The 23,230-nt window shown below is 62.4% G+C and carries 20 protein-coding genes and 1 pseudogene; 10 read left to right on the top strand and 11 right to left on the bottom strand.

All coding sequences use genetic code 11. The annotated features are described in order from the left end of the window. Positions 1–29: 29 nt before the first annotated feature. The 3 genes from pstA to pstS form a co-directional block, all read right to left on the bottom strand. Entirely contained in the window at positions 30–923 is an 894-nt protein-coding gene (gene pstA / locus ACLD1Y_RS03245; RefSeq protein WP_429475415.1) for a phosphate ABC transporter permease PstA, read from the bottom strand. Continuing rightward, positions 920–1,888 carry a phosphate ABC transporter permease subunit PstC gene (gene pstC / locus ACLD1Y_RS03240; protein ID WP_429475413.1) on the bottom strand — a complete coding sequence of 323 codons (969 nt, stop codon included), beginning with the start codon at positions 1,886–1,888 and terminating at the stop codon, positions 920–922. The genes pstA and pstC overlap by 4 nt, the downstream gene beginning before the upstream one ends. Before the next feature lie 74 nt (positions 1,889–1,962). Further along, positions 1,963–2,991, bottom strand: a complete 1,029-nt coding sequence (gene pstS, locus ACLD1Y_RS03235; RefSeq protein ID WP_429475411.1) for a phosphate ABC transporter substrate-binding protein PstS — start codon at positions 2,989–2,991, stop codon at positions 1,963–1,965. Positions 2,992–3,177: 186 nt separating this feature from the next. On the opposite strand from pstS, the gene ppk2 reads away from it, so the two are divergent. Further along, positions 3,178–4,095, top strand: coding sequence for a polyphosphate kinase 2 (gene ppk2 / locus ACLD1Y_RS03230; RefSeq protein WP_429475409.1), 918 nt, complete (start codon positions 3,178–3,180; stop codon positions 4,093–4,095). Between the two features lie 162 nt (positions 4,096–4,257). Here the strand turns inward: ppk2 and ACLD1Y_RS03225 are convergent, their stop codons facing one another. The 6 genes from ACLD1Y_RS03225 to ACLD1Y_RS03200 form a co-directional block, all read right to left on the bottom strand. Beyond that, a complete protein-coding gene (locus tag ACLD1Y_RS03225) occupies positions 4,258–5,193 on the bottom strand; it encodes a FecR family protein (RefSeq protein ID WP_429475408.1) in 936 nt (311 codons plus the stop codon). Then, positions 5,190–5,699, bottom strand: a complete 510-nt coding sequence (locus ACLD1Y_RS03220; RefSeq protein ID WP_122513820.1) for a sigma-70 family RNA polymerase sigma factor — start codon at positions 5,697–5,699, stop codon at positions 5,190–5,192. Before ACLD1Y_RS03220 ends, ACLD1Y_RS03225 begins: the two co-directional genes overlap by 4 nt. A 228-nt stretch (positions 5,700–5,927) precedes the next feature. After that, the gene (locus ACLD1Y_RS03215) at positions 5,928–7,475 is read right to left on the bottom strand and encodes an MFS transporter (RefSeq protein WP_429475406.1); all 1,548 of its coding nucleotides are present in this window, start codon (positions 7,473–7,475) and stop codon (positions 5,928–5,930) included. Positions 7,476–7,489: 14 nt separating this feature from the next. Next, a complete protein-coding gene (locus tag ACLD1Y_RS03210; RefSeq protein WP_429475404.1) occupies positions 7,490–8,707 on the bottom strand; it encodes a cytochrome P450 in 1,218 nt (405 codons plus the stop codon). After that, the gene (locus ACLD1Y_RS03205; RefSeq protein ID WP_429475402.1) at positions 8,707–9,384 is read right to left on the bottom strand and encodes an HAD family hydrolase; all 678 of its coding nucleotides are present in this window, start codon (positions 9,382–9,384) and stop codon (positions 8,707–8,709) included. Before ACLD1Y_RS03205 ends, ACLD1Y_RS03210 begins: the two co-directional genes overlap by 1 nt. Next, positions 9,381–10,391, bottom strand: coding sequence for a ScbA/BarX family gamma-butyrolactone biosynthesis protein (locus ACLD1Y_RS03200; RefSeq protein WP_429475400.1), 1,011 nt, complete (start codon positions 10,389–10,391; stop codon positions 9,381–9,383). Before ACLD1Y_RS03200 ends, ACLD1Y_RS03205 begins: the two co-directional genes overlap by 4 nt. A 388-nt stretch (positions 10,392–10,779) precedes the next feature. Between ACLD1Y_RS03200 and ACLD1Y_RS03195 the strand changes: the two genes are divergently transcribed. From ACLD1Y_RS03195 to ACLD1Y_RS03155, 9 genes are all read left to right on the top strand, one after another. Beyond that, positions 10,780–13,473, top strand: coding sequence for a TonB-dependent receptor domain-containing protein (locus ACLD1Y_RS03195; protein ID WP_429475398.1), 2,694 nt, complete (start codon positions 10,780–10,782; stop codon positions 13,471–13,473). Positions 13,474–13,482: 9 nt separating this feature from the next. Next, on the top strand, positions 13,483–14,142 hold the full coding sequence (locus tag ACLD1Y_RS03190) for a class II aldolase/adducin family protein (RefSeq protein WP_429475396.1): 660 nt from the start codon (positions 13,483–13,485) through the stop codon (positions 14,140–14,142). Positions 14,143–14,768: 626 nt separating this feature from the next. Beyond that, positions 14,769–15,551 (top strand): transporter substrate-binding domain-containing protein, encoded by a 783-nt coding sequence (locus tag ACLD1Y_RS03185; RefSeq protein WP_429475394.1) that lies wholly within the window; start codon positions 14,769–14,771, stop codon positions 15,549–15,551. Further along, on the top strand, positions 15,544–16,281 hold the full coding sequence (locus ACLD1Y_RS03180) for an amino acid ABC transporter permease (RefSeq protein ID WP_429475393.1): 738 nt from the start codon (positions 15,544–15,546) through the stop codon (positions 16,279–16,281). Before ACLD1Y_RS03185 ends, ACLD1Y_RS03180 begins: the two co-directional genes overlap by 8 nt. After that, on the top strand, positions 16,271–16,942 hold the full coding sequence (locus ACLD1Y_RS03175) for an amino acid ABC transporter permease (protein ID WP_429475391.1): 672 nt from the start codon (positions 16,271–16,273) through the stop codon (positions 16,940–16,942). Before ACLD1Y_RS03180 ends, ACLD1Y_RS03175 begins: the two co-directional genes overlap by 11 nt. Before the next feature lie 2 nt (positions 16,943–16,944). Continuing rightward, positions 16,945–18,132 carry a cystathionine beta-lyase gene (gene metC / locus ACLD1Y_RS03170; protein WP_429475389.1) on the top strand — a complete coding sequence of 396 codons (1,188 nt, stop codon included), beginning with the start codon at positions 16,945–16,947 and terminating at the stop codon, positions 18,130–18,132. Continuing rightward, on the top strand, positions 18,129–19,163 hold the full coding sequence (locus ACLD1Y_RS03165) for an ABC transporter substrate-binding protein (RefSeq protein ID WP_429475388.1): 1,035 nt from the start codon (positions 18,129–18,131) through the stop codon (positions 19,161–19,163). Before metC ends, ACLD1Y_RS03165 begins: the two co-directional genes overlap by 4 nt. Positions 19,164–19,297: 134 nt before the next feature. Beyond that, positions 19,298–21,586, top strand: coding sequence for a TonB-dependent receptor (locus ACLD1Y_RS03160; protein ID WP_429475386.1), 2,289 nt, complete (start codon positions 19,298–19,300; stop codon positions 21,584–21,586). Positions 21,587–21,588: 2 nt separating this feature from the next. Beyond that, the gene (locus ACLD1Y_RS03155) at positions 21,589–22,800 is read left to right on the top strand and encodes a dipeptidase (protein ID WP_429475384.1); all 1,212 of its coding nucleotides are present in this window, start codon (positions 21,589–21,591) and stop codon (positions 22,798–22,800) included. A 24-nt stretch (positions 22,801–22,824) separates the two neighbouring features. Here ACLD1Y_RS03155 and ACLD1Y_RS03150 read toward each other — a convergent pair. Together ACLD1Y_RS03150 and ACLD1Y_RS03145 are read right to left on the bottom strand one after the other, a co-directional pair. Continuing rightward, positions 22,825–22,953: pseudogene (locus tag ACLD1Y_RS03150) on the bottom strand (IS110 family transposase); the annotation flags it as partial. 12 nt (positions 22,954–22,965) lie between these two features. Next, positions 22,966–23,230, bottom strand: a 265-nt coding sequence (locus ACLD1Y_RS03145; RefSeq protein WP_429475382.1) for a transposase, incomplete at its 5' end; no start/stop codon positions are given.

Raw genomic sequence — 23,230 nt, 5'->3', positions numbered from 1 at the left:
GAGGCGTTCAAGATTCAGATGCTCCCTTCTTAGTACTTTGGCTTGCCGAAGATACGGCTCACGATATTCACGACCAGTACGATCATTACCAGCACCAACGAGGCCGCCCAGGCGAGCTCCAGCTGGTTGTCGAACGGCATGCCGGAAAAGTTGTAAATCAGCACGGCCAGTGACGCCGTCGGATTCATCACCGCCAGGCTGCCGTCGTGGTAGATCCAGTAGTTGCTGAACAACGCGGTGAACAACAACGGTGCGGTTTCGCCAGCGGCACGGGCCACGGCCAACATCACCCCGGTAAGGATTGCCGGCAGGCCGGTGGGCAGGATGATTTTCCAGATCACCTGGGAGCGTGTGCACCCCATGCCGTAGGCGGCGTCTTTCATGATCTTGGGCACCATGCGCATCGATTCTTCGGCAGTCAGCACCACGATTGGCAGCATCAGCACCGCCAGCGCCACACCACCGGCCGGGGCCGAGTAGGTGCCGGTGGTCATCACCACCAAGGCGTAAGCGAATACGCCCGCCAGGATCGACGGCAAGCCGGTGAGCATCTTGGCGGCAAAGCGCGCGGAATTGGCCAGCTTGCTGTCCGGGCCCAGTTCGGCGAGGAAGATCGCGGCCATGATGCCCACGGGTACGGCAATGGCAGCGGCGATGCCGACCATCACAAAGGTACCGGCCATGGCGTTACCGAAGCCGCCGCCGGTTTCGAAACCGGTCGGTGGCAGTTCGGTGAACACTTCCAGGCTCAGGCGTGCACCGCCTCGGGTGATCAGCATGTACAACACGGAAATCAGCGGCACGGCGGCCAGCAGCGCCCCGCCCCACACCAAGGTGGTCAGGACCAGACTGCGCAGGGCACGGCCTTCGAACTTGCGCTGCAAGCTCGGCATGGCTTTGATAGGGGACGTCAGGTTAGTCATGATTTTTGACCCCGTTGTGCATAGAGCATGATCATCGAGCCAAGGACGTTCACCAGCAGCGTGATAAACATCAGCACCAATGCGGCGTACATCAACACCTCGATCTCGGTCGGGCCGGCTTCGGGGAAGTTCAGCGCCAGCAAGGCCGCCAGGGTGTTGGCCGGTGCAAACAGCGACAGCGAGATGTTGTTCGCGTTGCCCACCAGCATGGCCAGGGCCATGGTTTCACCCAGTGCGCGCCCCAGGCCCAGGACCAGGGAGCCGAAGATGCCGGTGGCCGCAGACGGCACCATCACCTTGAGGATCGCTTCCCAGTGGGTGGTGCCCATGCCGTAGGCCGCTTGTTTGGTTTTCATCGGGACCGCCGTGAGGGCGTCCTGGGAAACGGCCGCAATGGTCGGCAGAATCATGATGGCCAGCACCAGCGCCGCCGGCAGTAAGCCCGGCCCGCTCAGGGATGTGCCAAAAAACGGAATCCAGCCCAGTTCAGTGTTCAGCCAAACGGTCAGCGGGCGGATGGCCGGGATGACAACATAAATGCCCCAGAGGCCGTAGACGACGCTGGGGATGGCTGCGAGCAATTCAACGATGGTGCGAAACACCGCCGCCAGTTTTGCCGGCAAAAAATCCTGGGTAAGAAAGATCGCCATGCTGACGCCGAAAAAACCTGCGATCAACAACGCGATAAAGGCACTGTAAAGGGTGCCCCAAATGGCCGGCAAAATGCCGTACTTGCCTTGGTTAACGTCCCAGACGCTACCGAAAATCACGTCCAGGCCGTGCTTCTCCATGCCTGGCAATGCCTTGCGCCCTACTTCGAAAACCAGCGCAAAGACCAGCGCCAACACCAGCACCACGCCAATGCGTGCAAGCCCACGGAAGGTGCGATCGACCAGGAAGTCTTTGGTAGACGGTGGCCGGCAAGCAGAGTCCGGGTTAACCGGTACGACAAAAGGTGTGTTCATGGGCTAATTCCGGAACAGGGGGGAAACTCATTCGGCGTGCCGTCAAGCACACGCCGAAGGAGGTCTCGCGAGCCTTACTGGATGTTGGCGGAAGCTTTGCGAACCTGGTCGACGACCGACTTAGGCAGCGGGATGTAGCCCATCGAGTCGGCGATTTTCTGACCTTCGGTCAGGCTGTACTCGACCATGTCACGCATGGCTTTGGCCTTAGCCGGGTTGCCGTTGTCCTTGCGGAAGATCATCCAGGTGTAGGTGGTGATCGGGTAGGACTTGGCACCGGCTGGGTCTGGCAGCCAGGCAATCAGGTTTTCCGGCATGGTCACGGCGGCCAGTGCTTCGGCACCGCTTTCGGCGTTAGGCACTACGTAGTGGCCAGCCTTGTTCTGCAGCTCGGCGAAGTCGACCTTGGCCAGTTTGGCGAAGCCGTACTCGATGTAACCGATGGCGCCTGGGGTCTGACGCACGGTGGCGGTTACGCCGTCGTTCTTAGGCGACTTGATGAATTTGTCAGTGGCAGGCCAGTTGACGGTATTGCCTTCACCCAGTGCAGTCTTGAACTCGGCGTTGATGGCTGCCAAGTGCTTGGTGAATACGGCGGTGGTGCCGCTGGAGTCAGCACGTACGACCACGGTGATCGGCGTGTCGGTCAGCTTGATGCCTGGGTTGGCGGCGACGATTTGTGGGTCGTTCCACTTGGTGATCTTGCCCAGGAAGATGTTGGAGTACACATCACGCGGCAGTTTCAGACCCTTCGGGTTACCCGGCAGGTTGTAGGCCAGCACGATTTCGCCAGCAGTCATTGGCAGCAGTTGAGCGCCTTCGGCCACTTTGGCGATGTCTTCGTCTTTCATGGCCGAGTCGCTGGCCGCGAAATCAACGGTCTTGTTCAGGAAGTCCTGCACGCCTGCGCCACTACCCTTGGACTGGTAGTCAACGGTGACACCTTCGGTTTTCTTGCTGAAATCCTTGAACCAGGTGAGGTAGATAGGTGCAGGGAAACTAGCACCTGAACCGGTCAGGCGGATGCTCTCGGCAGCAAACACAGAGGAGGCACTAAGAGAAACCGCAACGGCGAGTGCAGCAGACTTCATCAGACGTTTCATTCAGGAAAATCCTTGTGAATTTCGGGCTCGGGCACTCTGCAACATTCTTGTTACGCTTTTATGAACGTGGAATGGCAAATCGCCGTGTTGTCCCCCTCTCCCAGCGCAAACAGGCCTTTTGATGTCATTGGTTCGTAACAAATTGCGACTAAGACTTTGCCATCTCCCCCCACGTGAGCTACGCCCATGTCCTCCGTAGAAGACGCCTTGATGCAGCGCATACACCGCGAATTGCTGGATCACAGCGACGAAGAGTTGGAACTGGAACTGTCTGAAGACGGGCATGACCTCAACGCACTGTTTGATGAACACGTCGGTGAAAGCAGTGAAAAAGCGGCGCGCAGGATTTATTTCAGCGAGCTGTTCCGTTTGCAGGGCGAACTGGTGAAGTTGCAGAGCTGGGTGGTGAAAACCGGCCACAAAGTGGTGATCCTGTTCGAAGGCCGCGATGCGGCGGGCAAAGGCGGTGTGATCAAGCGCATAACCCAGCGCCTCAACCCCCGCGTATGCCGCGTGGCCGCCCTGCCCGCTCCCAATGACCGTGAACAGACCCAGTGGTACTTCCAGCGTTACGTCTCGCACCTGCCCGCTGCCGGTGAAATCGTGCTGTTCGACCGCAGCTGGTACAACCGCGCGGGCGTCGAGCAGGTCATGGGCTTTTGCAATGACGACCAGTACGAAGAGTTCTTCCGCACCGTGCCGGAGTTTGAGCGGATGCTGGCCCGCTCCGGTATCCAGTTGATCAAGTATTGGTTCTCCATTTCCGACCAGGAACAGCACTTGCGGTTTCTCAGCCGCATCCACGACCCACTCAAGCAGTGGAAACTCAGCCCCATGGACCTGGAGTCCCGCCGCCGCTGGGAGGCCTACACCAAGGCCAAGGAAATCATGCTCGACCGTACCCACATCGCCGAAGCGCCATGGTGGGTGGTGCAGGCCGATGATAAGAAGAAGGCTCGACTCAATTGCATCAGCCACTTGTTGGCGCAGATGCCCTATGAAGAAGTTGAATTGCCGGTGATTGAACTTCCACAACGCGTGCGGCACGAGGAATACTCCCGCAGCCCGACGCCGCCGGAATTGATCGTGCCGCAGCTTTACTGAGCCCCCATTTCAAAGGACGAACGCGGTCAACTGTGGGAGCTGTCGAGCTTTAGCGAGGCTGCGAAGGCGGTGGTACTGCTGGCAGATATCCTGCGCCTGTACCACCGCTTTCGCGGGCAAGCCCGCTCCCACAATAGATTGCATTTCAAGGGACTAACTCGGTTAGGCTTTCGAGCCAATCAGCACAACCACTCCACCCCATTGCCGCACCGTGATCGGTAAGCTTTGCTCCAAGGCTTCAAGGGTCTGCCTGGCATCATCCAACGGAAACCGCCCTGTCACCCGTAACCCCGCCACCTTGGCATCCAACCGCACGATACCGCTGCGATACGGCCGGATCGCGTCCACCACCGTGGCCAACGTCTGATTTCGCACCACCAGCCAGCCGTCCAGCCAAGCGGTTTCCGTTGCGGCCATGGGCACTTGGGTGAGGATGCGCTGGTGATCGAACAGCGTGCTCTGATGCATGGCGATCCGTTGCTGGGCGCCGCCGTCAAAATGCAGCATCGCATCAGCATCCAGGGTGACCAAGCGCATGGCACTGCCCTGCTCGCTCAGCATCAGCCGGCCGCTGCTGGCGCTGACCCGACCAGCACGGGTGTTGACCTGCAACGGGCGCAGCACGTCCACCAGCATTTCACCTGCACGCAATTCAAGGCTGCGCGGTTCACCGGTCAGCCTTGAGAGCACTTGGCTGCGAGCATTGAGCTTAAGGGTGCTGCCATCCGCCAATTGCCAGGTGCGCCGCTCGGCGGTGCCGGTTGCATAGGTCTGCCCTGCCTCTTCGAAGCGCGACACCCAGCCCACCCCTGCCGCCAACCCCACCGCACACAGGCTGGTACGCAGGAACGCACGGCGGCTGTTGGGCTGTTCCAGGCTGCGCAGCAACTGCGCGCTGGAGCGCCCGCGCCATGGCGAGGCCTTGAGTTGGTCCAAACCGGCGATGAGCTGCTGATACACCTGGCGGTGATGGGCCGAGGTGCTGCGCCAGTCATCCAGCGCTTGTTGCTGCGCAGGGGTGAACTCGCCGGACTGGATCTGCACCAGCCAACCGATGGCCTCCTCGGCCACCGGGTCGTTCAACGGGTGTTTGCTCACTCGCTCAACCCCAGGTAACAGGCGCGCAGGGCCTGGGTCATCAATTGGTGGATGCGCCCCAGGGACAACCCCAGCCGTTCGCTGATCTGGGTGTAGGTCATGCCGTCCAACTGGCTGTGCACGAACACCGCCTTGGCTTGCCCCGACAGGCCGTCGAGCAGGCGGTCGATGGCCAGCAGGCTCTCGATCAGGATCAACTGTTCCTGGGGTGACGGGTGCACGTGCTCGGGCACTTCGGCGAGGATCTGCAAATAGGCCTTTTCCAGATCACGTCGACGCCAACTCTCGTACATCAGGCGTTGGGCGATGGTGGTCAGCAGCGCGCGCGGTTCGCGAATAGCGGTCGGATCGGGCAGCATCCACACCTTGAGAAAGGTCTCGGCAGCAATGTCCTCGGCGCTATGACTGCAACCGGTGCGGTACGACAACCGTGCGCACAGCCAGCTGTAGTGCTGCTGGAAAATCTGCCCGATGAGTCGGGTCTTGAGCAAGGCATTCGGGTCCATAGGTCCATAGTCTTCATGGACTGCACACGCCAGCGGACAAGTGGTGGTGGGCCTGTCGGGTTGAGGTAGACCTGCATCCAGGCAGGTGGATCCAGTTTGCCCCAGTCGGCATCACCAGATAAAAGAATAAAAAAAGTTAACAAGCTGTGTTTTTTGCATAACCCTGCACGAACGTTCGGGCACGGCAAAGCACCGCCTGCGCTGCTGGCAGGCGGTGTTGCAACACCGTCAGTGGGCGGCCAATTGCGCCTCGGAACGCTCTTGCTGGCGCAGTGGTCGCACCAGCCAAGTCACCACCACGGTCAGCACCAGCAGGATCACCGCCAACGCCCACAGCACGCCGTGGAAGGCGCTGTCATAGCCGCCGATAAACAGGCTATGCACCGTGCCGGCCTGTTCAGTGCTGAGTGCTTGCAAGGAGCCGGTGAGATTGCCCGCCGCCACTTCGTCGATCCAGCGTTGCAGCGTGGAGGGATCCGGCGCCAGGCGGCTCAATGCATCGCGCAACTGGGTATCGAGCAACGTCGCCAACAGCGAGCCGTACAAGGCCACCGCAATCGCCTCGCTGCCCAGGCGGAAGGTATTGAGCAAACCGGCGGCCATGCCGGCTTTCTGCTCAGGCACCGTCTTCAACGCCAAGCCATCCACCAGCCCGGCCGACAAGCCCATGCCAATGCCCACCAGTAACAACGGCAGCGCCAATTGCCACAGCTGCACACCCACGTGGCTGACCAACGCCAGCGCTACCACGCCCACCAGCAACGCCACCAGGCTGGCCTTGAGAATGCCGATAGCCGACACCCCGCGTGCCGCCCATTTGCCCGCCAGAATCGGGCAAAACAACATCGGCACCGTCAGCAGCAACATCGCCAACCCCGCGTGGGTGGCGCTCAATTGCAGCACGCCAAACAGATAGCTCGGCAGGTAGGTCAGCAACGTCACAAAGCCAAACGACGCCGCCACCGTCACCAACGCCAGCCCCACAAACGGACCGCTCGACAGCAACGACAGGTCCAGCATCGGCTGCAAGTGACGACGTTCCTGCCAGGTAAACACCGCCAGCAACACCACTGCCACCGCCACCAGGCCCAACACGCCCTGGCTGGTCCAACCCCATTGCGAGCCCTGCACGATGGCCACCATCAGCGCCAGCAACGCCAACACAAACAGGGTTGCGCCCGGCACGTCGAAACGTGCGGTGCGCTGCGCCAGTTCGCCGTCACGGGTAATCAATGGGCTGCCCAGCAACACAATCACCAGGGTCACCGCATGGGCCCAGAAAATCGCACGCCAGCCCACGCTGTCCAGCAACAAGCCGGACAAGGTCGGGCCCAGGCTCACCCCCAGCCCGGCCACGGTGCCGAACAAGGCAAACGCCCGCAGCCGCGCCGGGCCGTCAAAGTGGGTGGACAAAATGGCGATGCCGCACGAGAAAATCGCCGCCGCCCCGATGCCCGCCAGCCCCCGCGCCGCATCCAGCAACCAAGCGCTCTCGGCCACCGCCGACAGCAGCGAAGCCACCACATACAGCGATGCGCCCGCCACGAAGCAACGCTTGCGCCCCAACCGGTCCGCCAGCGCGCCCCAGGCCAGGGTGAAACAGGCAAACGCCAGGTTGAAGGCGTTGACCACCCATTGCAGGCTGGTCAACGGCGCCTGGATATCCGCGCCAATCGCCGGCAATGCCAAGGCCGTGCCGGAGATGGAGCTGGGCACGACGAAAATCGCCAGCAGGATAATGGTGAGTAGAGCCGTATCGGCAAACGAGTTTTTCATGGGTCCTTCCAGGGTCAGGTTGAAGTGAAGCCGTGCACCGGCAAGCGGGCAGGACGGCGCAGGATGATGCCGTCGACCCAGGGCACCTGGTCCGCCGGCACCGCCAGGCGCAAGTTGGGAAAGCGCTGCACCAGAATCTGCAGCACCGTGGTGATCTCCAGCCGGGCCAGGGCCGCACCCATGCAGTTGTGCATGCCGTAGCCGAACTGCAAATGCCGCGCATCGTTGCGGTCCAGGCGAATCGCCAAGGGCTCGGGGAACACCGCCGGATCACGGTTGGCGGCGAACGCATCGGCATAGATAATGCTGCCTTCGGGAATCAACCCCCACGGCCCTTCCAGATCGACACTGGCCAGGCGCGGAAAGGTCGAGATGGTGCCCAGGGGGATCACCCGCAGCAGTTCTTCCACCGCATTGGGGATCAGCGCCGGGTCGTCCACCAATTGCTGCCACAACTGCGGAGCGGCCAGCAGGGTGTACACCGACTTGGTCAGCACGGTGAGGATGTTCTGGTCGCCGCCGATCAACACGCCGAGCAAGATGCCCACCAGCTCCTTGTCATTGAGCGGTGGCTCGCTGTCGGCGCGCGTGGCGACGAAGCGTTGGATCAAACCGTCGGGGTACGTAGGGCGTGCGCCGGTCACCAGGTCGGTGAGGTAGTTGTACACGCCCCAGAACTGGTCGAGCAGGTCCGGCACATCGGCGTCCGAGGCTACTTGCACGGTGTGGCTCAGGGGCCGGTAGTACTCGCGGTCACTCAACGGAATGCCCAGCAACTGGCAGTCTACGGTCGCGGGAATATGGTCGAGCACTTGGGCAAACAGATCGGCACCGGGAGCCTGGCGTTGCAGCACATCGAGGCGGTCGTGGGTGGCTTGCTCGGTTTTTTCCCGCAGCACGGTTACGCCACTGGGGCTGAAATCCCGGGCGACCACTTTGCGCAGGCGGCCGTGGTCGGGGATGTCGTTGTTCAGCAGCAACTCCGGTGGCGTGATGGTGGGCAGGAAGCTCGCGCCGTCCTCTTCGTTGCACGGGGCGCGGATCGCGCGGTTGTCCAGCAACAACGCCTGCACGTGTTCGTAACGGGTCAGGTGGAACGCCAGATGGCCGCTGGGCAGCAGGATCCTGGGCAGGCCATTGGCCGGGCTGGCGGGTTGATAAGCGGGCGGCGCATCCAGGTTGGGGATGCGGGCAACGGTCACCTGGGGTTCGGCAATCACGGCGCTATTCATCAGGCAGGCTCCACGGCAGGTTGCAACAGGCTGACGCCCGTCAGGCGCTGTAGCTGGGTGAGGGCCTGGTGGTTGTCGATAAAATGCAGCACTTGCCAGCCCAATGCGGCGGCGGCTTCGATGTTTTCGGCCACGTCATCAATCAACAGGCTGTGCTCAGGCGCTACACCTGCGCGCTCGGTGGCCACCTGGAAAAACGCCGCCTCGGGCTTGCGGGTGCGTTCCGCGCTGGAGTCCACGATCAGGTCGACCACTTCGTCCAAGCCCAGCATGGCGCGCCAATGCGGCGACCACTCCACCACGTTATTGGTGAGGATGCCCACGCGAAAACCGGCGCGTTTCAGCGCCCGTACAGCGCCCACCAACGGCGCATTGGCGGGCACGCCGGCAAACCAATGCTCGCCAAAGGTTTGCAGGCGCGCACGGCTCAAATCGATCTGCGGATCACGGCGGCGCAACGCGTGCTCCAAACGCAGCCCCCACTCCTGCTCGGTGAGCAAAGCGTTTTCCACTGGCGCCAGCATCGGTACGCCCAAGTCATCGGCCACATCAGTCATGGCCTGCTGTAAAACCCGTGGCGCCAGGCCGGTCTTGACCTGGTACTGCTCGAACAGCGCCGGGATCGGCGGCGACAGCACGCCACCAAAATCGAACCAGATAAACTGTAAATCGCTCATCGCACACCCCCGGCCACCAGTGTCAACGGCTGGCTGACGGCCACGGGCAGCAATTCAAGCTCGGCGGTGGCGATCACCGTTGCGCCCTGCTCCACTTCAAGTGCCAGGGTGATGCGGCCGTGTTCGTCGCGGGCCAGTGAATTGAGATCGGCCCGTACGCGCGTCGGCAGGCCAAACTCACCAAAGCGGGTGAACACCACATGGCAACTGGAAAGCAACAGTTGCTCGGGCCCGGCCTGCAGCTGCCGATCCGCCACCACCAACGCCACTTGGCGGAACCCTTCCAGCAACAACATGCCGGGGATATGGTCCAGCGGGTGATCGAAGATCGCCGGGTTATTCAAGTCGACGATCAGCGGCGCCACCAGGCTGTGTGCGTTCTGCTCCAGGTCGCGGCCCAGCACCACGTTATTCAACCAATGGCGGCCCACGGCGGAGGGGCTCAGGGGCGGTGGCAACTGCGCCAATGGGTCGGCATCAGCAGGGATCGCCGCCAAGCCACGGGCGCGCATCTTGTTCCACGCCGCGCCACTCATCCAACGGATGCTCATGCGCTCATGGCGGGCAGCCACTTCACCATTGATGCTCAACGACATATTCAAAGTGACGCCACTGCGTTCGCCATGGCGCAGGTATTCATCCACCACATACACATCGATCTCTGCCGACGCCGGGCGATCGCCAACTACCAGTAAACTTCGCTCCGTCACGCGGGTGACACTGTCCAAGTAGATAAACTTGTCTTGGGCACTCACATCGAGAAACGCATGGGAAATATAGATCGAGGCCTGGCGGAACACTTCGAGCAATAACAACATGTCGTAGTGCGCGGCACGGTGAGTATGTTCGCTGAAGTAACTGTGGGTGCGCGGGAGTTGGGCGCTGCAACGAAAGTGTCCGTCTTTCACAAACTCGGCACCGGTCAGGAATACTTCGCTGACGGCCGCGCGATGCACCATGCTGCGCGGCACGGTGTTCTCACAACGAATAGCCAGGGCTTCAGACATAGCAATCTCCTCCTTTGATTACGGCAGGCAGGCTACGCTGAAACGTTTTTTTGCCGCTACTGACCGAACGGCTAGGTAACTGTAGAACTGGCATTCCAGACATGGGCATCTGTCTCCTGATGAGCTTTTCCGTAAGCGTGCAGACCGCTCTGCGAGTTCGTCACTGCGAACTAAGCAGGCTTTGCGCGGACAACCGATGCTGGCTGTCAGTACCCTTGTGCAGATAGTCCCTTATATTTTCACTGCGCACTTAGATCAGTTTGTTCGAAGCTTATGCGAACAACAAAATCATCTAGACACCCAACTAATAGTTCTAACTCAACACTGAAAATCTGCCTGCGAAGTTGCTCAAGGTCGTAAAGAACATCACGACCCGGAGCAGATTGGCATGTTGAAAACACGATTCACCCTGGCGCCGCTGGCCTGCGCGTTGGCCTTGGGCGGCCTGGCGCTGCCGACACTGGCGCTGGCCCAGAATGACGCGGCGTCGGTACACAGCGTCATCGACTTCAACATTCCTGCCGGCCCTTTGGATGAGGTGCTGCTGAGCATCTCTCAACAGAGCGGCCACCCGATTGCCTTTGACCCGCCCCTGGTAGAGGGCCGGGCGAGCCGTTCGATCCAGGGGCGCTTGAGCCAGGAACAGGCATTGGGGATTGCCTTGAGCGGCTCACAGTTGGGGTTCAGCCAGACGGCCAGCGGCGCCGTGTTGATTCACCGGCTTGCCAACCCCCCTGCACCGGCGGCGGTGCTTAACAGCGAACCGCAGGCGCCACGGCTTAAATCCGTCGAAGTGATCGGCACCCGGCGCAGCGACGTCACCGCCCTGCAAAGTGCGGCGCCGGTGGACGTGATCAGCAGCCAACAGTTGGAACGCGCCGGCACCGACAACCTGGCCAAGGCCCTGGAAACCCTGGTGCCTTCGGTGAACTACCCGCAGGTCAACGGCACCGATGGCGTGTCATCGCAACGGCCGGTGTCGTTGCGCGGGCTGGCGGCCGACCAGGTGCTGGTGCTGGTCAACGGCAAGCGCCGGCATGCCTCGGCCTTCGTCAACACCAAGGCCACCATCGGGCGTGGTTCGCAAGCGGTGGATTTGTCGACCATCCCCATCAGCGCCGTGGACCATATCGAAGTACTGCGCGACGGCGCGTCGGCCCAATACGGCTCGGATGCGATTGCCGGGGTGATCAACATCGTGCTCAAGGAGCAGGACCACGGCGGCGCCGTGCAAAGCACCTTCGGCAAGTACACCAAGGGTGACGGGTTTCGCCGGTCGGTCGGCGGCTGGACCGGCTTTACCTTGCCCGGCGATGGCTTTCTCACCCTCAGCGGCGAAGGCCTGCGCAGCGAACGTACCTCCACCGGCGGCACCGATGGGCGCCAGTTCTACCCCACGGGCGATGCCCGCGAAGCGGATGCCGACCGGCACTGGCGCTACGGTTCACCGGGGCTTGAGGACTGGAACCTGGCGCTCAATACCGGCTTGTCGTTGAACGACAACGTGGACCTGTACGGCTTCGCCACGTACCAGGATCGCACCGGCGAGTCCCAGGCCACCTTCCGCCGCCCCATCGACGCCAACAACCTCACCGACGTCTACCCCAACGGCTTTCTGCCGCTACTGGACGTGCGCTCGCGGGACGCCTCGGTCACCGGCGGCGTGAAGATCCGCGATGACAGCCTCGGCAGCTTCGACCTGAGCGCCAACTTCGGGCGCAACCGCATCGACTACCACCTCAGTGATTCACTCAATGCCAGCCTCGGCCCCAGCAGCCCCACCAGCTTCAATGCCGGCGCGCTGGTCAATGAACAGACCAACGTCGGCCTGGACCATGTCAAGGAATTCAAGGTCGGCTGGGGCACCGGTCCCCTGGTGTTTTCCAGCGGGCTGGCGTGGCGCAACGAGTCCTATGAAGTGATCGCCGGCGACCTGGCCTCCTGGGTCCACGGCACCGCCCTGCCCACCCGCGCCGGCGGCGCCCAAGGTTTCCCTGGCACCCAGGACAGTGACGAAGGCCGTTACTCGCGGCACGTATTCGGCGGTTACCTGGGCCTGGAGCAACAAGTCACCGAGCAACTGCAACTGGGCCTGGCCGGGCGCAGCGAGCACTACGATGACTTCGGCACCACCACCACCGGCAAGTTTTCTGCGCGCTATGACTTCACCCCGCAGTGGGGCCTGCGCTCGACCCTAAGCAGCGGCTACCGCGCCCCCACATTGGGCCAGATCGGCACCTCGGCGACCCAGACCGAGTTCAAGGCCGGCGACCCCACTGCGTATCAGGTCGGCACCGTCAGCGTGAACACCCCGGTGGCGCGCGCCCTGGGCGCTAGTGACTTGAAACCGGAGAAATCCACCAGCCTGTCCCTGGGCCTGGTATGGCAACCGACTGAACGCGGCAGCGTCAGCGTGGACGCGTACCACATCCGCATCAAGGACCGCATTGCGCTGTCCGAAACCTTGAGCGGCACCCAGGTCAGCCAGATCCTCGCCAATCAAGGCTATGGCAACTATTCCGGCGTGAGCTTTTTCACCAACGCCCTGAACACCAAGACCAGCGGCGTCGACGTGGCCGCCCACTATCGCCTGGACCTGGCCGACGCCAGCCAACTGACCCTCAACGGCGCCTTCAACTACAGCAAGACCCAAGTCACCGACATCAAGGACAACCCCGGCCCACTGGCCGGCACCGGCATCACCTTGATCAACCGCGAAGCCCTGAGCTACGTGGAAAGCGCCTCGCCCAACAGCAAGCTGATCCTCGGTGCCGACTGGCGCAAAGGTGCGTGGCAGGCCAGCTGGAACACCATTCGCTACGGCACCTACACCCTCGATTCCAACCTCGGTGAAGCCCGCGACCAGACCTTTTCGGCGCAATGGGTGAGCAATGCCAGCGTGTCCTACGACTTCACCCAGGCGCTGACCCTGACCTTGGGCGGCAACAATATTTTCGACAGCTACCCAGACAAGATCGACGTGGCCAACCGCTTTGTCGGCGGGCGCGTGGCCTACCAGAGCATCTCGCCAGCCGGTGCCGAAGGCGCCTTCTGCTACGTGAAAGCCGACTACCGCTTCTGAGGATTTCCCATGAGTTTTGATCCCGTGCGTTTTACCCAAGTGTTCGAACACGACTTTGCCCACGCCAAGCAGTTGCTGATCAAGCATCAGGTGTTGTCGGCCAATGAGGCGGGCAATATCAGCCTGCGTATTCCCGGTGAACAACGGTTGGTGATTGCTTCGCTGAGCGGTGCCGACAGTGGTGTGGCGGCGATTGTGGATTTCGATTTGCAGCACAGCCAGGGCAGCCTGACCGACAACCTCAAGGAAGTGGCGGCGCTGCATGTGGCGATCTACCGCGAGCGGCCACAGGTGAATGCGGTGATTCACACCCACTCGCCGTATCTGACCGCCTTCGCCATTGCCGGGCGCCCATTGCGCGCCCACGCCTCGCAGTTGCTGGGGGTGTTGGACGAGGACCAGGAAATCCCATTGACCGCTTGGGGCCCACGCTACGCGCCGCAGCCGGTGGTGGAAGCCTTGCGTGAACACCCACGGGCGCCGGCGGCGTTGTTGGCCAATCACGGGCCGTTTGCCTGGTCGGAGCGCGATGTGTTGGCGGCGACGCGGTTGCTGATCAATCTGGAAGAAGCGGCGTACCTGACGTTCCTGGCCGCCCAACTGGGCACACCCCAGCCGTTCCCCCAAGGCGCGGCGCAGCGTTCACGCCTGGGTTGGAGCGCGACATGAAAGCCACACCACAAATCAAATGTGGGAGGGGGCTTGCCCCCGATGGCGATCTAGCGGCCAACCCAATGCCATCAACTGCAACTCGGTCTAAATGTGGGAGCGGGCTTGCTCGCGAAGGCGCCCTCACAGGCGACCTTTGTATTGGATCATTTCGAGTACATATCCATTTCCTCGGTCACGACCGCCATGGGTTCCGCCCTTACGGCGGGTCACTTTGGAAAAGCCCCAAAGTAACCAAAGGGCTCTTGCCCCACCACTCGGCACCTCGCCTAGGCTCGGTGTGCCCTCACTCCGGCTTGAATCCGTGGGCCGCCGCAATGGGCCATCCATGGCCCAGTGCGGCTAACCCGGCGTCCTGCCGGGTTACCCACGGATTCAAGCCTGCGTTCGGCCAGCGTGGTTTAACGGGGCGCCTAGATCAAAAGCCAAGCGCGGCGGCCTTAGAGCCGACCGGTAGTTTGGCGCCGACGCGTTCGCAACACACAGGGTTAGAGCCCAATCTGACTCACACGCAATCCAACTGTGGGAGGGGGCTTGCCCCCGATGGCGGCCTTCAAACCGCCGAGTCCCTTGGATCAGCCCGAGGGCATCTCTTCTTCTCCTTGACCTTGGCAGCATTGTTAGCAGTGAGCGCACTTCCCGCTTTCGCCGAACCCCTCCTGGAACGCGCCCAATCCCGCGGCACCTTGAACGTCTGCACCAGCGACGAATTCCCGCCGTTCAAAACCCTGGACGCAAACGGCAAACCCTCGGGCCTGATCATGGATTTAATCGTCGACCTGCAACACCAACTCTCCACCCATGTCGGCCAGCCGCTGAAGCTTTCGCTGGTGCAGGTCAATCCCCTCAACCGCCTGCTATTCCTCGACCAAGGCCGCTGCGAAGTGCTGGTCACCTCCCTGCTCGACACCCCGGCCCGGCGCCGTGAGGTGGATTTCGCCAGCCCCGGTTTCTACAGTTCTGCGGCAACGGTGTTCGCCCCCAAATCCACCGCCGTGCCGACCTGGGAAAGCCTGCGCGGCAAGACCCTGTGCGCGCCCGCAACCAGTGTGTGGGTGCGCCCGTTTGAGAGCCGCTACGGCGTACAGTTCGCCTCGTTCAATGGCACGGCGGAGGTGCGTAAAGCCGTGGCGGACAGCCGTTGCTTGGGCGCCATGGGCGATGATGCGTTGTACAGCGCCCTAGCCCGCCAACCGGAATGGGCCGATTACGAGGTGAAGTTGCCGGGCCAGGAACCGGCGCCGTGGGGCATCGCGCTGCGCAAGGGCCAACCGGCGCTGCTGGCGGCGGTGTCGAGCATTGTCGAGGGTTGGCATGCCAATGGGTTGATCATCCAATTGGAACAGCGTTACGGCCTGGCGCCCAATGCCTGGGTGGCGCAGCAGCATGTGCAGGCACGGCATGAGTGAAGTCAGCCTGCGTCTGTGGCTGGAACAGCATGGCTTGCTGTTGAGCATCCTGTGGGACCCGATGGACCGTGAGCGGTTCCTGCTGGGGCTGGGCCTGACCCTGGGGTTGTCCGTGGCGAGCATCCTGCTATCACTGATCCTGGGGGTATTCGGCGCGGCGGGCTTGGGTTCAAACCACACGCTGTGGCGCGCCATCAGCAGCGCTTACGTGGCGCTCTTTCGCAATACGCCGTTGCTGGTGCAACTGTTCTTTTTTTACTTCGGCGTCGGCGCGCTGCTGCCGCTGGTGGACGGCGTGCGCGTGCTCAACGGCACCCAGTGGGCGATCATCGTGATCGGCCTGCACAACGGTGCATTCCAAGCGCAAAACCTGCGCGCTGGCATCGATGCCGTGCCCCGCTCAACCCTCCAGGCCGCAGCCGCCTTGGGGATGCACGGGCGCACGGTGCTGCTGCATATCGTGCTGCCGCTGGCGCTGCGCAATAGCCTGCCGGCCATGGGCAACACGGTGGTGCAGACCATCAAGTCCACCTCGATTGCCTACGCGATTGCCGTGCCGGAATTGCTCTATGCGAGTAACCGCATCTGGTCTGACAATTTCAATGTGGCCGAGATGATGCAGGTGCTGTTGCTGGTGTGGCTACTGCTGATCGGTGCCTGCAGTTGGTTGCTGCGTCGCCTGGAGGCGCGCCTGCGCCTGCCCGGCCAGGAGCTGCCCAATGCTGCCTGAACCCGTGCAGTTGCTGTGGCAGTGGGCACCCGCGCTGCTGCAAGGCTTTGGCCTGAACATTCTGATGGGCGTCACCGCGATGCTGGTGGCGACCGTCGCCGGTGTATTACTCGGCAGCGTGCAGGTTAGCGCCCACGCCACTCTGCGCCGGGCTGCCGGGCTTTTAAGCCGCTTGCTGCGCAATCTGCCGTGGCTGGTGGTGATGTTCTACGTGGCCTACCTGCTGCCCTACGAGGTGCACTGGGCCGGGCGTTGGTGGCAATTGCCAGACTGGCTCAAGGTGGCGTTGGGCCTGGCGTTGCCGGCCATCGGCTACGTCTCGGAGATCGTGCGCGGCGCGGTGCGTGCGGTGCCGATCGGCCAGTGGGAAGCGGCCCAAGCCCTGGGTTTGCGCCACGGCCAGGCGCTGCGCTACGTGATCATCCCGCAGACCCTGCCGAGCCTGGTGGCGCCGTGGGTGAACCTGTATTGCGCGGTGACCATGTCCACCTCCCTGGCCAACCTGCTGGGGGTGGAAGAATTGATGACCACTGTTCAATCCCACCTCTCCACGCAGTTGCGCAGCGACCTGCTGCTGCCGGCCTACGGCTTGGTCTTCATCGCCTTCTTTCTCTACATCTACCCCCTTTCACGTTGGGCCAAGCGGCTGGAGCGGCAATAAGCATGCGCGACGATACCTTACTGACCCATCTGGGCCGCGACCCTGCCAACCACGCAGGCACTGTGAATACGCCGGTGTATCGTAGCTCGACCTTTATCTGGCCCGACACCAGCACCCTGGGCAACCACCTGGCCAATGCCGACGACCCGCACTATCGCGGGCATATCTACGGGCGCAACGGCAACCCCACCACCGCTGCGTTCGAAGATGCAGTGGCGCAGTTGGAGGGCGGCTTTCGCGGGCTGATCATGCCCAGCGGGCTCGCGGCGATCGTCGGCGCGGTGCTGGCGGTGGCGCGGGCCGGCGACCACATCCTGGTGACCGACAACTGCTATTGGCACGCACGCCAGGTGTTCGACCAGATCCTGCCGCGCTACGGCATCCAGGCTTCGTATTTTGCACCGATGCTGGGGACAGACATCGCCGGGTTGATCCAGCCCAACACCCGCCTGGTGTACGCCGAAGCCCCCGGTTCCAGCACGTTTGAAGTGCAAGATATTCCCGCCCTCGCCCGCGTAGCCCACGCCCATGGCGCGCTGTTGATGCTGGATAACACCTGGGCCACGCCGCTGTTTTTCAAGGCGTTCGAACACGGCGTAGACATTTCGATCCATGCCGCCACCAAGTACCTGGTGGGCCATAGCGATGCCATGCTCGGCGTGATCGTCACCACTGAGCCCCTATATGCCGGTGTGCGCGAAAGCGTGCGCCAACTGGGCTATATCGCCAGTGCCGATGACGCCTACCTCGGCCTGCGTGGCCTGCGCACCCTCGGCGTGCGCCTGCGCCAGCACGAGCGTTCGGCCCTGATCGTGGCGCAGTGGTTGCAACAACGCCCGGAAGTTGCCGAGGTGCTGCACCCCGCGCTACCGGTGGCAACGGGGCATGACGTCTTCAAGCGTGATTTTCTCGGTTCCACCGGGCTGTTCGGCGTCGTGCTCAAGCCTGTGCCCGAGGCTCTGATCAAGACCTTTCTCGACAGCCTGCACCTGTTCGCCATGGGCGCCAGTTGGGGCGGTTTCGAAAGCCTGATCCGCACCCAGCAACGCCACCCTTCGGCGCAGATCGCCCCCGGCGTATTGCTGCGCCTGCATGTGGGCCTGGAAGCGGTCGAGGACCTGATCGCCGACCTGCAACAAGGCTTTGAACACCTGAGTTTCTCCCAACCCTCACTAAGGAATCTGCCATGAGCCAAGCCCTGCCCACCCACTACAGCATCTGCCCGCTGCTGGTCGCCTCCAATATCGCCGTTGAGCTCGGCTGGTTGGATGAGGAATACCAGCGCGTCGGCGCCGATCCGATCTACCTGCGCTCACTGGCCGACAACCAGGGCTGGCTGCCGCACTTCACCCATGGCGAGTCACGCCTGATCCGCGACGGCGGCGCAGTACCGGCGCTGTGGGCGCGTGCCGATCAGGCCGATACGTTGCTGGTGGCGACCACCGCGACCCAGCGTGCCGGGCAGGTGCTGGTGCGCGCCGACGGGCGCATCCGCCAGGTCGCCGACTTGTTCGGCAAGCGCATCGGCGTGCCGGTGAGCCGCAACAAGGCGCGGGTGGATGTGCTCAAGGCGCTGGCCGAGCATGGCCTGTTTAACGCCCTGCAACTGGCGGGGCTGGAGCCGTCGCAAGTGCGGCTGATCGAGCTTGAGGACGAAGGCGATCCCCATACCTTGCAGCCCGCCGCAAGGCCTTCGGCGTTCTGGTCCCAACTGCATGGCCTGCACGGCAAACCGGGGCATGAAGTGCGCGCGTTGGCCGAGGGCCGGGTGGATGCGGTGCATATCGGTGCCGGCCATGTGCCGACGTTGCTCGCCAGCGGTGAATTCACCGTGATCGAGGACCTGGAACGCTACCCGGACTGGACCCTCAAGAACCACAACGGCCCCTACGCCACCACGGTCAATCGCGCCTTTGCCGAGGAACACCCGCAGGTGGTGGTGGCGTTCCTGCGCGCCGCGATACGTGCCGGGCGCTGGATCAACAGGCACCGCGATGCCGCTGCCGAGCTGTTCACGCGGGTCACGTTTCTGCCAAACGCGGCGTTTATCCGCAGCGCCATCGCCGAACTGGATTTTGTCCCCCAACTGGGTCCGCAAAACCTCGCGGCGCTGGAGCTGAAAAAGGACTTCCTGGTGCAGCGCGGCTTCTTGCAGAACGACTTCAGCGTGCACGAATGGGCCCAGCCCGACTTTCTCGCCCAGGCCCACGCCGGGCTCTGAACCTCTTCATCTGTAGGAGCGAGCTTGCTCGCGAAAAACCTGAGGACGCCGCGTTGCATCTGGTTTACCGCGTCATCGTTGGCGTTTTTCGCGAGCCAGCTCGCTCCTACAAGAGCGCATACCAAGGACCGACAATGATTGCTCAGTACCGCAAGACCCTGCTCGCCAGCCTGCTGCTGGCCGATACCACCTGGGCGGCACAGGCCGCCAGTTCCACCGAACCGCAACTGAGCAAAGTCGAGGTGGTAGGCGCACGGGTGACCGAAGCCAGCGCCGCCATCGGCGAAGACAAGATCAGCAATACCCTGGCCATCTCCCACCAGGCGCTGCAATCGGCACCGGCCGGCACCTCGGGGCTGAAAATGCTCGAAGCGCTGCCCGGCTTCAACGTGCAGGTCAACGATGCGTTGGGTTTGTATGAGTTCGGCAACTCGGTGTTTGTGCGCGCGTTCAACCTGCAACAGATCGGGTTTTCCATCGACGGCGTGCCCTTGGGTCGTACTGACCAATTTGGTGGCAGCCCGATCTACCGCTACGTCGACAATGAAAATACCGAGCGCGTGACCGCCTCCACCGGCGCCGGTGATGTGTCGCAATCGGGCTACGCGTCGTTGGGGCCGTATGTGGATTACCAGACCAGCAACCCTACGCTGGAGCCTGGCGCGAGCCTTTCTTACACCTTGGGCAGCGACAGCCTGCGGCGCAGTTTTGTGAAATTGCAGACTGGCGAACACCAAGGCCTGTCGGCGTATTTCAGCCGCTCGAAAATCGACGGCGACCTGTGGCGCGGCCCCGGCACCATCGACCGCGAGCACCTGGAAGCCAAGGTGCGCTATCGCTTTGGTGATCGCGACGAAGTGTGGCTGCGTGCGGTGCACAACTCGTTCTATGACTATGACTCACCCTACGTGAGCATCGCCCAGTACGAAGGCACCGCCAACGACCCGTTCGGGCGCTCCGGCCGAGACTTTGCTTACCTGGGCAGCCTGCCGAACCTGCCCGAGACCGTACCGGGGGTGCGCTACAGCAACACCAACTACAACCAGTACTACAAACAGGCTGTGAACCAGCGGCGCGATACGTTGTACAGCCTGGGCGGCCAGTTCCAGATCCGCCCCGACCTGCTCAACTACAGCACGGTGTACTACGAGGCCAAGAAGGGTTTTGGCGTGTCCCCCGAGGCCTACGCCACCTCGCTGGCGCTGCACAATGCCGAAAGCAATGTGGACGGCCTGGTGGCGCCACGCGGCGTGCAATACGGTTTGTCATCCCTCAGCGGCCATCGTTTTGGCGGGCGCACCGGGCTGCAATGGGAAGTCGGCCAGCACCAGATCGACACCGGGCTGTGGGCCGAGACCGATGTGTTCAACCGCCAGCAGGCGCGCTACAACCTCACCGATGGCAGCCCGGATGGCACGCCGCTGTTCAATGAACCGGTACACCGACAAGGGGATTTCAGCTCCACGCGCAACTCGCTGCAATACCACCTCAAAGACACCTGGACCCTGCTGGATGACCGCCTGCGTTTGCAGTTCGGCTTCAAGAGCCTGAACCTCAAATACCGCATCGAGGGCTACCGCAACGCGGGTGACTACATCAACAACCGCCAGCCGCGCATCAGCACCCAGTGGAACGACGCGTTCCTGCCGCAAGCCGGGCTGGTCTACAACCTCACCGACGACACCCAGGTGTTCGCCTCCTACTCAGAGAACATGGCCCTGCCCCGTGGCGCCGACGATATCTTCCGCGCCGCCAGCCCCAGCGCACCACCGCCAGAGGCCGAACGGGCGAAGAACTACGAGGTGGGCTATCGCATCAATCGCCCGACCTTCAACGCTTCCTGGGCCCTGTACCGCACCGACTTTGACAACCGCCTGCAAGCCTTCGCCTCGCCGGTACCGGGCAGCAGCCAGGTGGAAACCTACTACCAGAACGTCGGCAAGGTGCAGGCCTACGGCACTGAGTTGAGCGGGCAATGGAAGCCACCGGTGCTGGCCGACAAGATCGTGCTCAACGGCAACCTGACCTACAACAAGTCCACGTTCCAGAACGATGCTGCCGGCTTGTCGATCCGCGACAACGACGTACCCGACAGCCCGCGCTGGCTGGCCCAAGCCGGGGCCACCTATGAACTGGCGCCATGGGCGTTGCTGAACTTCTCGGCACGCTACATCGGCGAGCGCTACAGCAACTTCACCAACAGCGAATCGGTGCCCGGCTACACCCTGTACAACGCCTACCTGGACCTGGGTGGCGAGCAACTGCATTACGGCCCGCTGAAAAACGTCAAGCTGCGCTTCAACATCGACAACCTTTTTGACAAGGACTACCTGGGCTACATCCTCACCAGCACCAGCGGCCCCGCCGTGTTCCGCCCAGGTTCGCCGCGCACCTTCCAAAGCACCTTGAGCATGGAGTTCTGAGCATGACCAAGCGCCTGCTATTACTTGCCCTGCTGCCGCTGCTGGGCCATGCCCAAACCAATGCCCAAACCAACGTCAGCCCCAGCACCCTGGCCCTGCACCAACGCCTGTTGGTGCTCGATAGCCACCTCGACACCCCGCTGAGCCTGACCCGCCCCGGCTGGAACATCACCGAGCGCCACGCCTACCGCCAGGACGGCAGCCAAGTGGACCTGCCGCGTATGCGCGAAGGCGGCCTGGATGGCGGGTTCTTTGCGGTCTACACGCCGCAAGGCCCGCGCACCGAGGAAGGCCGCGCCTACGCCAGCGCCTATGGGTTGGCCACCCTCACCCGCATCCGCGATGTGATTGACCGTAACCCCGACAGCTTCGCCCTGGCCCTCACCGCTGACGATGCCCGGCGCATTGCCGCCCAAGGCAAGCGCGTGGTGTTTATCAGCATGGAAAACGCGGACCCGCTGAGTTCCGACCCCGAGCTGCTGAACACCTACTACCGCCAAGGCTTGCGCATGCTCGGCCTGGTGCACTTCATGAACAACGACCTCGCCGACTCGGCCACTGCGCTGCCGGAATGGAAAGGCCTGAGCCCCAAGGGCCGCGACCTGGTGCAGCGGGCCAACCGCCTGGGCATTTTGCTGGACGTGTCCCACGCCAGCGATGCGGTGTTCGACCAGATGCTGGCGCTGTCCACAGCACCGATCATCGCGTCCCACTCCAGCAGCCGCTCGGTCAACCCGCACCCACGCAATTTGGACGACAACCGCGTACGCCAATTGGCGGCCAAGGGTGGGGTGATTCAGGTCAACGCCTACAGCGACTACCTGATCCCGCTCAAGCAGAATCCGGAGCGCAACAAGGCGATGGCGGCACTGGGTGCGCGCTTTCATAACCTGGCGGCGCTGAGCCCGGAGCAGCTCAAGGCTTTGTATGCGGAGCGCGACACGATCAATGAGCGCTTTGCCCAGCCCAAGGCCGACCTGGATGTGTTTATGAAGCACCTGCTGCATTTGCTGGAGGTGGCCGGGCCGGAGCATGTGGGGATTGGGGCGGATTGGGATGGTGGTGGGGGCCTGGCTGACCTTGAGGATGTGAGCCAGTTGCCGGTGATTACCCAGCGGTTGTTGGATGCGGGGTATACCGAGCAGCAGGTGGGGGATATCTGGGGCGGGAATTTGCTCAGGGTGCTACAGGCGGCGCAGTCGGCAGCCTTGTAAACCCAGACCAAAATGTGGGAGATTCTATGGTTGAGGGGAAGTCCCCAAAACCGCTTTTGACTTGTACTCACTCTGATTTTTCAGGAGTGAAAACGCGATCCGTGCCAGCTTGCGGGCGATCACAACCAAGGCCTGGGTCGTTTTCAGGCCTCGNTGTGGGAGATTCTATGGTTGAGGGGAAGTCCCCAAAACCGCTTTTGACTTGTACTCACTCTGATTTTTCAGGAGTGAAAACGCGATCCGTGCCAGCTTGCGGGCGATCACAACCAAGGCCTGGGTCGTTTTCAGGCCTCGGGCCAGGTAGCCCTCGTAAAGAGGCTTCCAAGCAGGGCACCTGATACCCGCTGACGCAGCGTTATGAAGTAGGCGACGGATCTCGCCGTCGCCTTTCTTACTCAACGACCGACGTCCGTTCATTTGCCCTGAGTCG

The sequence above is a fragment of the Pseudomonas sp. 18175 genome (assembly GCF_050432925.1).
Lineage (GTDB): Bacteria > Pseudomonadota > Gammaproteobacteria > Pseudomonadales > Pseudomonadaceae > Aquipseudomonas.
The sequence above is the reverse complement of the archived record's forward strand: the minus strand, read 5'-3'. Positions and strand labels throughout refer to the sequence as shown.